The following is a 14,254-nucleotide window of genomic DNA, read 5'->3' on the forward strand; positions in this document are numbered from 1 at the left end:
TACCGGCCTGTCACGCCGGGGGTCGCGGGTTCGAGTCCCGTCCGCTGCGCCATATTGAGCTTCAAGGCCCACTGAACACCTTGAAGCAACGAAAAAAGCGACCTTAGGGTCGCTTTTTTTTTGCTCTTTTTTAGGGGGTAGCGCTGATTCGCCTGTCAGTAAGCCGTCCTAGGCGGTTTTGTCGGTCAATGATGACCGCTGGCCTGGCCAACCAGTCCTCTCCAGCCCCGACATCAAGGCCCATCGTCGCAACTGTGTGTCAAAAGCCCTTCGATCACTGCAACGCACAGGAACATTGGCCTGCTTATTTCGTCGAAATGCTGTGTGCGTAAGACGGCATGGGCGCATTCTGCGGCGACATGAAGTTCCGAGCGTTGGTTGCAACGTCATGCCCCTGGCAGCGAGATAGCATCACGCCGATCTCCCCGCAACGCCTTCACCTCCTCATCCCGTTGCGTCACAATCGTTCGTGTCGGCCGCCAGCACCTGCTGTCTGCGGTTGGCCATCCACCGTAAGCCAGAGACCGAATCATGCAGGCCGCCCCTACCGCAGACATGCCCGTTTCCGCCTCAACGCCCGCCGCGCCGCTGCTTGGCATCGACCTGGGCACTACCAACAGCCTGATCGCCGTCTGGCAAGACGGGCAGGCGCAGCTGATAGCCAACGCCCTGGGTGAGGTGCTGACACCTTCGGTGGTCAGCGTCGACGACGACGGCAGCGTGCTGGTCGGCAAAGCCGCCAAGGCCCGCCTGACCACTCACCCAGAGCGCTCGGCTGCGGCCTTCAAGCGCTTCATGGGCAGTGACAAGCAGTTTCAGCTCGGCGAGCACCGTTTCAGCCCCGAAGAGTTGTCGGCGCTGGTGCTGGGCGCGTTGAAGCAGGACGCGGAAGCTTACCTGGGGTGCAGCATCAGCGAAGCGGTGATTTCCGTGCCGGCCTATTTCAGTGATGAGCAACGCAAGCGCACTGTGTTCGCCGCTGAGCTGGCCGGGCTCAAGGTCCAGCGCCTGATCAACGAACCTACCGCAGCGGCCATGGCCTATGGGCTGCATGAACAGAAGTTCGAGCGCACGCTGGTCTTCGACCTGGGCGGTGGCACGTTCGACGTCACCGTTCTGGAATACGCGCTGCCGCTGATCGAGGTGCATGCGTCGACGGGCGACAACTACCTGGGCGGGGAAGACTTCACCGAGGCGTTGCTCCGCGCCTGCCTGAAGGCCTGGGAGCTCAAGCGCGACAGCCTGGCCCCGCAGGCGCTGGCCAGCCTGAGTGACGCCATCGAGCAGTTCAAATGCCAGGCCGGCGAGGGTAGCCGGGTGCTGGAGTGGAACGGCGATGGCCAGAACCGCCAGTGGCAGCTCGATGACCTGACCCTGCAAGGGATCTGGGCGCCGTTGCTGGCCCGGGTCCGTGCGCCCATCGAGCAAGCCTTGCGCGACGCCCGCTTGAGCCCGCGCGAGCTGGACAGCCTGGTACTGGTGGGCGGCGCCACGCGCATGCCGCAAGTGCAGCAACTGGTGGCCAAGCTGTTCGGCAAGCTGCCGTACCGCCACCTCGACCCCGACACCATCGTCGCCCTGGGCGCCGCTGCCCAGGCCGCCTGCAAGGCGCGCGATTCGGCCATCGACGAGCTGATCCTGACCGATGTCTGTCCGTACACCCTGGGCGTTGCCTCGCAGCGCGGCGAGGACGCGGCCGGCGCCTTCTCGCCGATCATCGAGCGCAACACCATCATTCCCACCTCCAAGGTGCAGCGTTTCTACAGCAGCCACCCGCAGCAGAAAACCGTGCGCATCGCCGTGTACCAGGGCGAGCGGCCGTGGGTGCGCGACAACATCCTGGTCGACAGTTTCGAGATCCCGCTGCAGCAGACCGGCGAAATCCAGCCGCTCGACGTGCGCTTCAGCTATGACATCAACGGTTTGCTCGAAGTGGACGTGACGTTCCTCGACACCGGCCTCAAGCATAGCCACAGCATCGACCGCAGCCCGACCGGGCTTGACGCCGACGCCCGGCAGGCCAGCCACGAGCGCTTGGCAGGGCTGAAGATCCACCCGCGCGACACCTTGCCCAACCGCACCTTGCTGGCGCGGCTGGAGCGGGCCTGGATGCAGGCATTGGGTGATGAACGCGAGTTGATCGCCAGCTGGCTGGACACCTTCAACGGCGTCCTCGCCGGGCAGCAGCCCAGCGAGATCAGTCGCCAGCGCCAGGCCTTGAGCCAGTCGCTGGACGAGCTGCGTTACTGACTGTTGAGCCGGCGCAGGGCGGCTTGCAGGCCGTCCTCGAGCTGGCCGGGTGCCGAAGGGATCGGGCCATAGCGGTTGGGTAGCTTGTCACCGGGCAGGGCCAGCAGGATCAGCGTGAAGAACGGCAAGACCACGCACAGTCCCAGCATGATCGCCAGCACCACGCCGCCATAGCCGAGGTCGCGCACGCGGCGTATGACTGCACTGACCATCCACGGAATGAGCAGCAACAATATCGCCTCGCGCAGCGCGGACAGCCCCATCGCTGCGGGCACCACCTTGCACGCGAAGATGGCCAGCAGGGTCAGGCCATAACCCATGCGATCCAGGCGGCTGTTCAACTTCCAGGCTTTCCAGGCCGGTTCGCTCGAGCGCTTGCCCATGTTCCCCAGCATGCGTTCCGACCACCCCAGCAGCGCCATGATCGCGCAGCGCAGGCCGGGGTCCTGCTCGGTGTCATCCTTGCCTTTCTGCAAGGCCTGCAGAATCGGTGTCCTCGGCGGCAGGCAGTCATTGAGCAGGCTGTGCAGCGCTTGCAGGGCCTGTTTGAACAGCGTGCTGTCGACCCCCTGCGATTGGATTTCAGCGTCTTTGGGCGGCGAGCACTGGCCGGCGATCAAGCGCGCGCGTAGTGCATCGAACCAGCCACCGGATAACGACATGCCATCCATGCGATCACGCAGGCGTGAGCGCTCATCGCCGTCCAGCGAGCGGTCATGGAACAGCACCGCGCACAGCAGCAGGTAGCCCAAGGGGTAGTCGGCGAGCACCGTCGGCTCCTGCTGCAGGCATGCAAACACCTGCGCAGCCGTGGGCAGGCGAGCGCTGTGCAGCGCCGTGCCGAGGTCGAGCAGACGCCCGGCAACCAGGTTCTGCACGGGGTCGTCGTATTCGAGCCAGTCGAGCAGACCCGTGGTCTCAGGGCTGTTCTGCGCCAGCAGCAGTTGCCGGTGCAGGCCGTGGAAAGGATGGTCGGCGGGGTAGTGCAGCGTTTCGGTGACGCGCGCTGACACCAGGTCCATCCAGCGCTTGGGCTGATCGAGCATGGCCAGCATGAACAGTTGCTGGCGATGCCATTGCCACAGCGATTCGCCGCCAAGCATCGGTGGCAGCACGATGCCCTGATGAGCAAGTTGCCCCTGCAGCACCAAGGCGAACGGCACAGTGAACATGCTGCGCATCTGGAACTGCCGGTTGAGGTTCAGCACCGACGGCGCCGAATACACCCGGACCCGGCGCAACCACTCGCGGCAGGCGGGGTGCACCTCCAGGGCCAGCAGTGACTCGGGCAGGTCGAGGGTGGCGTCGTCGCTGTCGCAGTACTCGTTGAGTGCATTGGCGACGACCGACTGTTGCAGCCAGGCCAGCTGCTGCCAGGCCTGTTGCTGGAAGCGTTCGAGGATCAGCCCATCGAGCGGATCATCGTTGGCCGGCGCCTGGGTGATCTGCTGGAGCAGGCCGGCCTCACCGCGCTGCAGCGTCCAGGCGTACCAGTACAAGCGGTGCAGGACGGCATCGGGTTGTTCGTCGAGCAACCAGGCCAGCAACGGCAGCTCGTCGTCCCCGTCCAGGCGCCAGTCGATGAAAGTGGCGGCAATGCCTTCGAGCCGCAGGCGCGAGGCCTCGGACCAGCGTGACAGCGTGGCCATGTTCTGTGCCGGGCTGCCGATCAGCGGGTCGCTCAGGTCGCGCGGCCACTGCTCCGGTGTGTCGTGTTGGTCGAGCGCCTGAATCAGCAGCGGCAGCCGCTCGGGACGGGTGCGTGCGCAGTGCTCGAACAGCCAGCGCTCGGCCTGTGGGTGACGCTGTTCGCGCCACAGGCGCAGCCAGCCGGCCAGTGCCTGCTCGTGCTCGCCCAGCGCATCGGCCTGACGCGTGAGCAGGTACAGCAGGTCGGTGTCATCCGGCGCTTCATGCAGCCGTTGCTGCCAGTGGTCATGGATCAGTCGGCTGGGAATGCCGGCCAGGCTCAGTTGCCGGTACAGCCGTTCGATCAGCGTGGGGTCATCGGGTATCGCCACGCAAGTGTGCTGGCCCAGGAACTGCTCGAACTCGAACAGCGGGCGGTGCTGGAAGAGGTATTCCAGGGTGCGGAAATACCACAGTGCTTCCATCTGCAACATGGGCGGCCATTCCCGCATCAGCCCGGTGTCGAACGGGTCCGGGACCTGCAGGCGTTGCAGCAGGGCCTCGACTTCCTGGGGGTTGTCCATGCGCAGCAACTGATCGGCCCAGGCCAGGCGCTCTGCCAGCAGGCCGACGCAGCGGTGGGAAATCGGACCACACTCACGCAGGCTGCCGAGGATCTGCCAGCTGACATCGTCGAGCTGCTCCAGCGGCAGTTCATCGAGTTGGGCGATCAGGCCCTGCCAGGCTTGCGGGTCGAAGCGCAGGCTGGGCTCCTCGAGCAGGGTATGGAACGCCTGCAGGGTCGGGTGACGGCTCTCTGCAGTCGCCTGCGTGTCGGCTTCGGGTGGCTGCACGGCCAGTGCATCGTGTTCGCGGGCCAGACGCAGGGCTTCCTCATAGGCCTCGCGCAGCGCCTGGAAACCTTCGGGATTGGTCTCGGGGTGATGGGCAGGCAGTTGAGTTCGATAGGCAATGCGAATGGCATCGAGGTCTTGGGTTGGCTCGAGGCCCAGACGGATCCAGCAGCTCATGACCAGCAGTCCTCTGGCAGCGATTCGGGGCGTTCAATCTCAGGCAGGGGCATGTCCCACGGCACATCGACGAACCATTGTTCAGCGCCCAGGCGCAGGTTGAGGATGATGCAGCGGTTCCAGTGCTCGCTGCCCTGGCGTTGCAGCTCGGCGTGCAGTTGTTCATCGCTGCACTCGGAGACGTTCCACAGCGCTTTGCCGACCAGGTAGCCGGCAATGTAGCTGTCCCAGTGGTTGTAGTAATGGCGCGCGCGCATGGCCAGTCGCAGGTGCAGCCACAGGCTTTCATCGCGGGTGATCAGGGCTTTCTTGACACCGTTGCGCAGCAGAAAACCCATGCGCGCCAGGTCCCAGGCCCGTGTGCCTCCCGGGCCGCAGTCGGGGAAGGTGCGGGCGGCGTAGTCGTACTTGATGCGCTCGCGCGGGCTGAGCGCGTCGAGGCGGCGCTGCCATTGCTCGGGCAGCGAGCGTTCGAACTGCCAGTAGGCCTCGGCAAGCTCCAGGGCATGGCCGTTGTCCGCCATGCCGAGGGCGTCGAGCAACTGCTCACGGTTGCTGATGCCCCAGCCACGTTCCAGATCGGCTTTGTCTTCGCCTTCGTAGTACTCGGCAGCCGTGAAGCTTGCGCCATTGAGGGCGGCAATAGGTGCGGACATCAGGTGCAGCCAGTGCTGCGCGTTTTCATCCATGAGTGGGCTCCGGGCAAGGCTCAGGCAAGGGGCGGTTCAAATCAGAGGGCGTGCCAAGCAGGCGGCGACGCCAGCTGGTCTGACCGTCGAATTGTGGCTTGGTGCCCTGTACACAGCGGTTCAATACGCAGCCAGGGGGCCGCCGCGCTCCTCGGCGCGCAAGGTCAGGATTTCCACACCGCTCTGGGTGACGGCCACGGTATGTTCCCACTGCGCAGACAGGCCGCCGTCGCGCGTGACGACGGTCCAGCCATCGCGCAGCGTGCGGGTATGGCGCGAGCCCTGGTTGATCATGGGTTCGATGGTGAACACCATGCCCGGCTTGAGCTTCATGCCCAGGCCGCGCTGACCGTAGTGCAGCACTTGCGGCGCCTCGTGCATCTGCTTGCCGATACCGTGGCCACAATATTCACGGACCACGCTGTAGCCGGCGGCCTCGGCATGGCGCTGGATGGCGTGCCCGATGTCGCCCAGGGTGGCGCCGGGACGGACCTGTTCGATGCCCTTGCACAAGGCTTGGTAGGTCGTGTCGACCAGGCGCAGGGCTTCGCTGTTGACGCGCCCTATGCAGTACATCTTCGAGGAGTCGGCGATGTAGCCGCCCTGTTCCAGGGTGATGTCGACATTGATGATCGAGCCCTCCAGCAACACTTCATCCTCCTTGGGCATGCCGTGGCAGACCACCTGGTCGACCGAGGTGTTGAGCGCGTACGGGAAGCCGTATTGGCCCTTGCTGGCAGGGCGCGCTGCAAGGGCGCGGATGAAGGCTTCGGCACGGTCGTTGATCTGCAGGGTGGTCACACCGGGGCCGATGAACGCGTCCAGGTCAGCGAACACCTGGGTCAGCAGGTGCCCGGCATGGCGCATCAATGCCAACTGTGGCGCGTCCTTGATGATCACCTCGCTCATTGCAGCAGCTCCTTGAGGTTGGCCTGTTCCTGACGCAGCAGCTGGCGCAGCAGTTGTTCGTAGGTCGATTGCGGATGCAGCTCGGCCAGCATGCCGAGGCGAATCCAGTGTTCGGCCTGGGCGTTGATCGAGCGCGACAGCGCGGTGCTGGCCACGCGCAGGTCCTGGTGCAAGGCGTCACCGATCTTGACGATACCCATGAGAGGCTCCTGATATACGAAACGTATACGTAGCATATCGGCTCTGCGCGCCTGCACGCCAGTGCCGGTTGGCCCTCGATGCCGAGTGATGCGGTAAGCTGCCTGCCCGTCCTTGGCCTGTGCCGGTCCGCCGATGAACCTCGATACCCGTATCAAGTACCGTCACCTGTTGTGTTTTCTCGAGATCGCTCGCCAGGGCAGTCTGGCGCGCGCGGCCGATGCCTTGGCCATCAGTCAGCCGGCAATGTCCAAGAGCCTGAAAGAGCTTGAAGCACTGCTGGAAACACGTCTGTTCGAGCGCAATCGCCACGGCGCCCAACTGACTGCCGCGGGCACGCGCTTGCTGCGCTATGCCGGGCCCAGCGTGCAGGCGTTGCGCGAGGGGGTGAGCAGCGTGCGTGGCGAGGCGCGGGCGCCGTCGCAGGTGCGCATCGGGGTGTTGTCGACGGTCGAAGGTCTGCTCATGCCCGAGGTGCTGTGTCGGCTTCATCAGCGCCATGAAGCGCTGGTGGTGAGTGTGGCCACGGGCGTGAGTGCGCAACTGCTCGGGCAGTTGCACGTGGGTGAGCTGGAGCTGGTGGTGGGGCGCATGACCGACAGCCCGCAGGTGCAGGGGTTGTCGTTCGAACACCTGTACAACGAATCGATGAGCCTGGTCGTGCGGGCAGGGCACCCGCTGCTGGCCCTGGGTGCCAAGGCGCGTGAGCGGGTCAGCGGTTACCCGCTGGTGGTGCCGCCGCAGGGCACGACGATCCGTCGACACGCCGACAGCCTGTTCGTGCAGTGTGCGATCCAGGTGCCGGCGCAACGTCTTGAAACCTTGTCGTTGTCGCTGAGCCGACGCTATGTCCTGGGCAGTGAGGCGATCTGGGTGGCGCCGCGCGATGCGGTACTGATCGATCTGCGCCAGGGCGACCTGGTCGAGCTGGATCTCGGCGGGCAGGAGCCAGGTGGCTCGGTCGGCATCTGTCGCAACGCGGCATTGCCGGCCAGCCTGCCTGCGCAATGGCTGTGCGAGGTGCTGCGCGAGGTGGCCGAGGCTTACCGCGCCGGTCGTTATCCCTGAGCCGCGTGCGCGACGTTCGCAGCGTCTGACGAGCAATCCGCAGACGTTGGCCGGCGGGTCGATGAAGAAGCATTTACCTGAGGAACTTCGTCGCCCTGCATGGCTCTCATGCCGGTAGCCACTGGTCCTGACCGCCTGCTAAGCTCGCGGCTTTACCTGATTTGCCCCTCTGGCGCATGAACAAGGAATCAGCATGAAACAACATCGTCTGGCGGCTGCGGTTGCCCTGGTAGGTCTGGTGCTTGCAGGCTGCGACGCGAAGACCAGCGACGTCGAACTCAAGACGCCTTCGCAGAAAGCGTCTTACGGCATCGGTCTGAACATGGGCAAGAGTCTGGCCCAGGAAGGCATGGATGACCTCGATTCGAAAGCGGTCGCCCTCGGCATCGAAGACGCCGTCGGCAAGAAGGACCAGCGCCTGAAGGACGAAGAACTGGTAGAGGCCTTCACCGCCCTGCAAAAGCGTGCTGAAGAGCGCCTGACCAAGGCCAGTGAAGAAGCCGCGAGCGCGGGCAAGAAGTTCCTTGAGGAGAACGCCAAGAAGTCGGGTGTGGTCACCACCGATTCTGGCCTGCAGTACGAAGTCATCAAGAAAGCCGATGGCCCGCAGCCCAAGCCGACTGATGTCGTCACCGTTCATTACGAAGGCAAGCTCATCGACGGCAAGGTGTTCGACAGCTCCGTCGAGCGTGGCAGCCCGATCGATCTGCCGGTCAGTGGCGTGATTCCGGGTTGGGTCGAAGGCCTGCAACTGATGCACGTCGGCGAGAAGTACAAACTGTATATTCCAGCTGAACTCGCTTACGGCGCACAGAGCCCGAGCCCGCAGATCCCGGCCAACTCGGTGCTGGTGTTCGACCTCGAACTGCTCGGCATCAAGGATCCAAGCCAGGCCCAGGCGCCAGAAATGGCACCTCAAGCGCCGGCTGCCGCTGAAGAAGCACCGGCCAAGTAAGACTGGCCTGTTACACCACACGCCCCGTTTTCACGGGGCGTTTTTGTGTCTGCAACACCGGTTGGCGCATCAGGGCGAACCCCGTTCGCCTGCGACTGTCCCAGACAGTGCAGCCCGTGCGTCGTGTTCGGGTTGCAGTCGTCAAATTGTTGCGCGGCTGAAATGACTGTGTAAAAAATACCCGATCTAAGCGCGGCCCTTGTTTTGTGGGCGCAACACGCCGAAAACGCGACCCTGTTCACAAGGTTATCCACAATAAATGTGGATAACCCGCCCGCTTTCCGGAGGTCTGATGAGTGCACCGTGGAATTTTGCTCGTTTCCTGCCATTGGCCGAACGCCTGCTCAGCCGGGGTCGGCTGCCGGCGTTGTTGTTCGCGGTGGCGCGCAAGGGGCCCAAGCTTGGCAAGATGCGTGACGATCTGCGGCTGATGCAGTCGCTGTGCCTGGCGTGGTGGCGGGGCGAGTACCGGGCGATCAGCAAGAAATCATTGATCACCATCGTCGCCGGGCTGCTGTACTTCGTCAGCCCGATCGATGCGATCCCTGACTGGATTCTCGGCGTCGGCTTTCTCGATGACATCGCCGTGCTCGGCTGGGTGGTGAAGACGGTGGCCGATGAGCTTGCCAGCTTCAAGGCCTGGCGCGACGCTCAGGCGCCGGAGCGTCTGCAGGCCGTGGAGCGCCTTCCGGCCAGCCCGCAGGCGCTGCTCCTGGAAAAGCCTCCGGCTTGATTTGGCGCCCGCCGTACCCTTCTTCGCCCTAATGGATATAATTGGCCCGGGCATTATGCCAATTGGGTGCATGTCGCACCCCTGCCAGAGAGGTTCAGCAATGGGTATTCAGGTCATCAGCCGGGACGGTCAGCCCGAGTACGCCGTCGTTCCTTGGGCGCAGTTCCAGGCGTTGTTGAAGGCCGCAGGTCAAGACCCTATCAGCGCACCGGCAGCCCAGCCCGAAGCCGCTACTCCAGCCCCTGCTCCTGTTAGCCAGCCGGCTCTCGCCGAGCTGGCTTCGTTGCGTGAGGGCAAGGCCATCGCGCCTGAGGCCCTGGCGCGCAACGTGGGCATCAGCCCCGCTTACCTGGCAATGATCGAGGCTGGCGAGCGCGAGCCGGGCGCGGCCATTCGCCGAGCCCTGGCCTGGCACTTGGGGGTGCCCGGCTGGAGTGACGAGCCATGAGCCAGGTGAGGATCAGTCGCCAGCATTGGCACGGTCTGCTCGGCGAGCTCGACCTGGCGCGCCGCCAGCGCCACCTGCTCACCTACCGCGCGCTGATCGAGCGCCTGCAGTTGCCTAGCCCGGCCATGCAGACGCTTACCGCAGCGCTGGAATACCTTGCCGTGCTCGATGCCCGTGCCGAGCAACCGTTGCGCAGCTCGCTGGTGATCAGCCAAGGGGCGAGCCGGTTGCCGCGCACCGGTTTTTTCGAGTGTGCCGAGCGCCTGGGGCGTTTCACCGGGCCGGTCGATGGGCTGGAAGCGGCATCGTGGCATGCCTCGGAAGTGGTCAGGGTGTTCGAGTACAGCTACCCCGAAGCCACCTGATTTCGCCCACGGCAGCAATGAAAAGGGCCGAGCATTCACATGCTCGGCCCTTTGCTTTGGCGCTGATCTGACTCAGTGGCTTATTGCTTGGCCACCTTGCCACTCGCGCTCAGGTAGTCGAGCAGGATACGTCCGGTTTCCACCAGGTAGGCATCATCTTCGGGCTTGGTGTCGTCATCCTCGCTCGGCAAGGCGTCTTCATCGACCTTCTTCAGCTCCTTGAGCGGCTCTTCGCCTTTGGCCTTGCGCCGGATGTTCTCCAGCGCCAGTTGCTTGGCATCGATCTCGTCATGGCGCTTGCGGCGTTCCTGCTCGTTGAGGCTGACGGTTTTTTCGTTCATCAGCTTCTGCGTCAGGGCCAGGCGATCACGGATGTAGGTGAACTCGGCGTCCTTCATGCTGCGCGCCTCGTGTTGCGCTTTCAGGCGCTCGAGGTACGGCTTGAAGGGATCGACCGCAGGCTTGACCACCGGGCGGATGGTGTCCCACGGCATGGCTTCAGGCAGTGCGCTTTCGCCGATTTCCTTGGTGTCGATGATCGACGGGTAATCGATGTCAGGCAGCACGCCCTGGTGCTGGGTGCTCTGCCCGGACACGCGGTAGAACTTGGCCAGGGTCAGTTTCAGTTCGCCATGGTTGAGCGGCTGGATGGTTTGCACCGTGCCTTTGCCGAAGGTCTGACCGCCGATGATCAACGCACGGTGGTAGTCCTGCATGGCGCCGGCGAAAATCTCCGAGGCCGAGGCCGAGAGGCGGTTGACCAGGAGCGTCAGCGGGCCCTTGTAGAAGGCACCGGGGTTTTCATCTTCCAGCACATCGACGCGGCCATCGCTGTTGCGTACCAGCACGGTCGGGCCTTTGTCGATGAACAGGCTGGTCAGCTCGGTGGCCTCCTGCAGTGAGCCCCCGCCGTTGTTACGCAAGTCGATGACGACGCCGTCGACCTTGTCTTTCTGCAACTCGGTCAACAGCTTCTTGACGTCGCGGGTGGTGCTCTTGTAATCCGGGTCGCCAGCGCGGTAGGCCTTGAAATCAAGGTAGAACGCTGGAATTTCGATCACGCCCAGCTTGTAGTCGCGGCCGTCCTGCTTGAGGTTGAGGATCGACTTCTTCGCCGCCTGCTCCTCGAGCTTCACCGCTTCGCGGGTGATGGACACGATCTTGGTGGTCTGGTCGTTCGGCGGGTTGTTGGCCGGGATCACCTCCAGGCGTACCACCGAGCCCTTCGGCCCACGGATCAGCTTGACCACTTCATCCAGGCGCCAGCCGACCACGTCGACCATTTCCTTGTCGCCCTGCGCAACGCCAATGATCTTGTCGGCCGGTGCGACCTGTTTGGTCTTGGCAGCGGGACCTGCCGGCACCAGGCGCACGATCTTCACCTGATCATTGTCGCTCTGCAGCACCGCACCGATGCCTTCGAGCGACAGGCTCATGTTGATGTCGAAGTTTTCCGCGCTGTCAGGTGATAGGTAGTTGGTGTGCGGGTCGTAGGACATCGCGAAGGTGTTGATGTAGGCCTGGAAGATGTCTTCGGCACGGGTCTGGTCGAGGCGCGCGAGCTGATTCTTGTAGCGTTTGGTCAGGGTTTCCTGGATCTGCTTGAGATCCTTGCCGGCGATCTTCTGACGCAGCACTTCGTCTTTGACGCGCTTGCGCCACAGGTCATCGAGCTCGGCGTCGTTCTTCAGCCAAGGGGCGTCCTTGCGCTCGACCAGCAGGGTTTCGCTGGTGGTGAAGTCGATCTTGTCGACGCCCTTGTTCAACTCGCCCAGGGCGAAGTCGAGGCGGGCCTTCACGCGGTTGAGATAGCGCTTGTAGATGGTGAAGCCCGGATCGAGGTTACCGCTTTTGAGAAAGTCGTCGAATTGCGTTTTCCATTTGTCGAATTCGGCGATGTCAGCGGCCGTGAAATAGCTGCGCGAGGGATCCAACAGCTTGATGTAGCTGTCGTAGATGATGACCGAGCGGGCATCGTCCAACGGCGGTTTGCTGTAGTGGTGGCGCTTGAGCAACTCGACGACGTTGAGGCTGGCGACCACTTCGTCACGGTCGGGCTTCAGCGAGTCCCACTTGTTGGCGGCCGAGGCATTGGCAATCAGCGCGAAACTGCCCAGACCGATGAACAGGGCGAGTGCGGTGCGAGGTAGGAAATGCTTCATGCTGATTCGACGTGGGGGCAATTGAACACGCATAGTAGGCCGTCTTTTCCGTGCGCCGGTTCCATCGAGCCGGACAAATATTGCAAAAGCCCGAGGCATCGTGCCTCGGGCTCAGTCATGAACCAACTATGGAGGCACTGTGAAGGCATTGCAAGGCGTTGACGGACACGTAACCTGGGTGGATGCACCGCGTCCCGCGTGCGATGCAGGGCAGGTTCGCATTCGTGTGGCCGCCGCGGGATTGAACCGCGCCGACCTGCTGCAGCGTGCGGGTCATTATCCGCCGCCGCCGGGTGCCAGCCCTTATCTGGGCCTGGAGTGCGCCGGGGTGATCGAGGAAGTCGGTGCCGGGGTTGATTGGCGAGTGGGTGAGCGCGTGTGCGCATTGCTGGCCGGTGGCGGTATCGCCGAGGAAGTGGTGGTCGATGCACGGCATGTGCTGCCGGTGCCCGAAGGCCTGAGTTTGCACGAAGCCGCCGCGATTCCCGAGGTGTATGCCACGGCCTGGCTCAACCTGTTCCAGCTGGCGGGCCTGCAGCCCGGCGAGAAGGTGCTGGTGCATGCCGGTGCCAGTGGTGTGGGTTCTGCGGCCATCCAGCTGTGCAAGGCGTTCGGCAACCCGTTGTGGGTCAGCGTCGGCTCGGCGCAGCGCCTGGCCTACTGCCAGGCGCTGGGTGCCAGCGGTGGTGTGGTGCGCAACGAGAACCTCGATGCACTGCGCGACCTTGGTCCGTTCGATGTGGTGCTTGACCCAGTGGGCGCCAGCTACGTAGACCTGAACCTGAACCTGCTGGCCCGTGATGGCCGTTGGGTGATCATCGGCCTGATGAGCGGCCGCAAGGCTGAGTTCGACCTGGCCCAGGTGCTGGGCAAACGCCTGCACATCACCGGCTCGACCCTGCGCAACCGTGACGACGAGTTCAAGGCGCAACTGCTCGGCGAACTGCGTCAGCAGGTCTGGCCGATGTTTACCGAGGGGCGGTTGAGTGCGCAGTTGGTCGATACCTATCCGGTCGCCTTTGCCGAGGCTGCCTACACCGAGCTTGAAAGCAATCAGGTGTCAGGCAAGCTGGTGCTGGTGATAGACGCTTCGCTGAGCTGATTTCACGATTGGCGCCATCAGTGGCCCGCTTTCAATGGCGGGCCACTCGACCATCAAGACCACTGCAGAATCGGCCAACCCTGCACCTGAGCGTGCTCGCGCAGCACCTCATCAGGGTTCACGGCTCGCGGATGGTCTACGCGCTGTAGCAGCGGCAGGTCATTGAGCGAGTCGGAATAGAAACTCGCGCCTTGCAGGTTTTCCTGCTCCTGATCCAGCCACTCCATCAGCCGCGCCACCTTGCCTTCGCGGTATGTCAGCACGCCTTGAGTGTTGCCGGTGTAAGCGCCATGAGCCGTTTCCAGCTCGATAGCCAGGTATTCCTCAACGCCCAGTCGCGCAGCAATCGGCCCGACCAGGTGCGCACCTGAGGCGGAGATGATCAGCACGCGATCGCCGGCCTGCCGGTGCTCGGCGATGCAGCGGCAGGCATCGCCGAAAATGATCGGTTCGATCACGTCCTCGACCCACGGCTCGACCAGGTGCTCGACCTCTTGCGGTGTACGCCCGGCAATCGGCTCGAGGCTGAAGGCCATGTAGTCCTCCATGCGCAGGTGGCCCTTGCCATAGGCATCGAGCATTTCGGCGTCCCTGCGCAGGAACGATTCGGCGTCGACCCAGCCCAGCCGCGCCATCTGCGCGCACCAGAGCGAAGCACAATCACCGTGGATGAGGGTTTCGTCGAGATCGAAAATTGCCAAAGCCATGCCTGAAA

13 protein-coding genes are annotated in these 14,254 nt (G+C 63.7%); 7 read left to right on the forward strand and 6 right to left on the reverse strand.

Annotation, left to right across the window (positions count from 1 at the left end):
* The first annotated feature begins 531 nt into the window (after positions 1-531).
* Complete coding sequence (locus RT028_RS12335) at positions 532-2,250, forward strand: molecular chaperone HscC (protein WP_312935203.1); 1,719 nt, start codon at positions 532-534, stop codon at positions 2,248-2,250.
* Here the strand turns inward: RT028_RS12335 and RT028_RS12340 are convergent.
* The 4 genes from RT028_RS12340 to RT028_RS12355 form a co-directional block, all read right to left on the reverse strand.
* The gene (locus RT028_RS12340; protein ID WP_312935205.1) at positions 2,244-4,910 is read right to left on the reverse strand and encodes a DUF805 domain-containing protein; all 2,667 of its coding nucleotides are present in this window, start codon (positions 4,908-4,910) and stop codon (positions 2,244-2,246) included. The two genes, RT028_RS12335 and RT028_RS12340, sit on opposite strands and share 7 nt — an antisense overlap.
* Entirely contained in the window at positions 4,907-5,599 is a 693-nt protein-coding gene (locus RT028_RS12345) for a DUF1266 domain-containing protein (protein ID WP_312935206.1), read from the reverse strand. The genes RT028_RS12340 and RT028_RS12345 overlap by 4 nt, the downstream gene beginning before the upstream one ends.
* Positions 5,600-5,719: 120 nt before the next feature.
* Positions 5,720-6,508, reverse strand: a complete 789-nt coding sequence (map, locus tag RT028_RS12350; protein WP_312935208.1) for a type I methionyl aminopeptidase — start codon at positions 6,506-6,508, stop codon at positions 5,720-5,722.
* Positions 6,505-6,708: a ParD-like family protein gene (locus RT028_RS12355; RefSeq protein WP_312935209.1), complete on the reverse strand. Its 204-nt coding sequence runs from the start codon at positions 6,706-6,708 to the stop codon at positions 6,505-6,507. Before RT028_RS12355 ends, map begins: the two co-directional genes overlap by 4 nt.
* A gap of 133 nt (positions 6,709-6,841) precedes the next feature.
* On the opposite strand from RT028_RS12355, the gene pcaQ reads away from it, so the two are divergent.
* The 5 genes from pcaQ to RT028_RS12380 all read left to right on the forward strand — a co-directional run bounded on the left by pcaQ (position 6,842) and on the right by RT028_RS12380 (position 10,275).
* Positions 6,842-7,774 carry a pca operon transcription factor PcaQ gene (gene pcaQ, locus RT028_RS12360; RefSeq protein WP_312935210.1) on the forward strand — a complete coding sequence of 311 codons (933 nt, stop codon included), beginning with the start codon at positions 6,842-6,844 and terminating at the stop codon, positions 7,772-7,774.
* Between the two features lie 193 nt (positions 7,775-7,967).
* Entirely contained in the window at positions 7,968-8,729 is a 762-nt protein-coding gene (locus RT028_RS12365; RefSeq protein ID WP_312935211.1) for an FKBP-type peptidyl-prolyl cis-trans isomerase, read from the forward strand.
* 292 nt (positions 8,730-9,021) lie between these two features.
* Positions 9,022-9,462 (forward strand): YkvA family protein, encoded by a 441-nt coding sequence (locus RT028_RS12370; protein WP_312935213.1) that lies wholly within the window; start codon positions 9,022-9,024, stop codon positions 9,460-9,462.
* A gap of 100 nt (positions 9,463-9,562) precedes the next feature.
* Entirely contained in the window at positions 9,563-9,910 is a 348-nt protein-coding gene (locus RT028_RS12375; RefSeq protein ID WP_312935215.1) for a helix-turn-helix transcriptional regulator, read from the forward strand.
* Positions 9,907-10,275 (forward strand): hypothetical protein, encoded by a 369-nt coding sequence (locus tag RT028_RS12380; RefSeq protein ID WP_312935216.1) that lies wholly within the window; start codon positions 9,907-9,909, stop codon positions 10,273-10,275. Before RT028_RS12375 ends, RT028_RS12380 begins: the two co-directional genes overlap by 4 nt.
* A gap of 80 nt (positions 10,276-10,355) precedes the next feature.
* On the opposite strand, the gene RT028_RS12385 is transcribed toward RT028_RS12380, so the two are convergent.
* Positions 10,356-12,437 carry a carboxy terminal-processing peptidase gene (locus RT028_RS12385; protein ID WP_312935217.1) on the reverse strand — a complete coding sequence of 694 codons (2,082 nt, stop codon included), beginning with the start codon at positions 12,435-12,437 and terminating at the stop codon, positions 10,356-10,358.
* Between the two features lie 139 nt (positions 12,438-12,576).
* Here RT028_RS12385 and RT028_RS12390 point away from each other — a divergent pair, with 139 nt between their 5' ends.
* Positions 12,577-13,539, forward strand: coding sequence for an NAD(P)H-quinone oxidoreductase (locus RT028_RS12390; RefSeq protein WP_312935218.1), 963 nt, complete (start codon positions 12,577-12,579; stop codon positions 13,537-13,539).
* Between the two features lie 53 nt (positions 13,540-13,592).
* On the opposite strand, the gene RT028_RS12395 is transcribed toward RT028_RS12390, so the two are convergent.
* The gene (locus RT028_RS12395) at positions 13,593-14,246 is read right to left on the reverse strand and encodes an HAD family hydrolase (protein WP_312935219.1); all 654 of its coding nucleotides are present in this window, start codon (positions 14,244-14,246) and stop codon (positions 13,593-13,595) included.
* Between the last annotated feature and the right edge of the window lie 8 nt (positions 14,247-14,254).

It is taken from the genome of Pseudomonas sp. (genome assembly GCF_032058845.1).
Lineage (GTDB): Bacteria > Pseudomonadota > Gammaproteobacteria > Pseudomonadales > Pseudomonadaceae > Aquipseudomonas.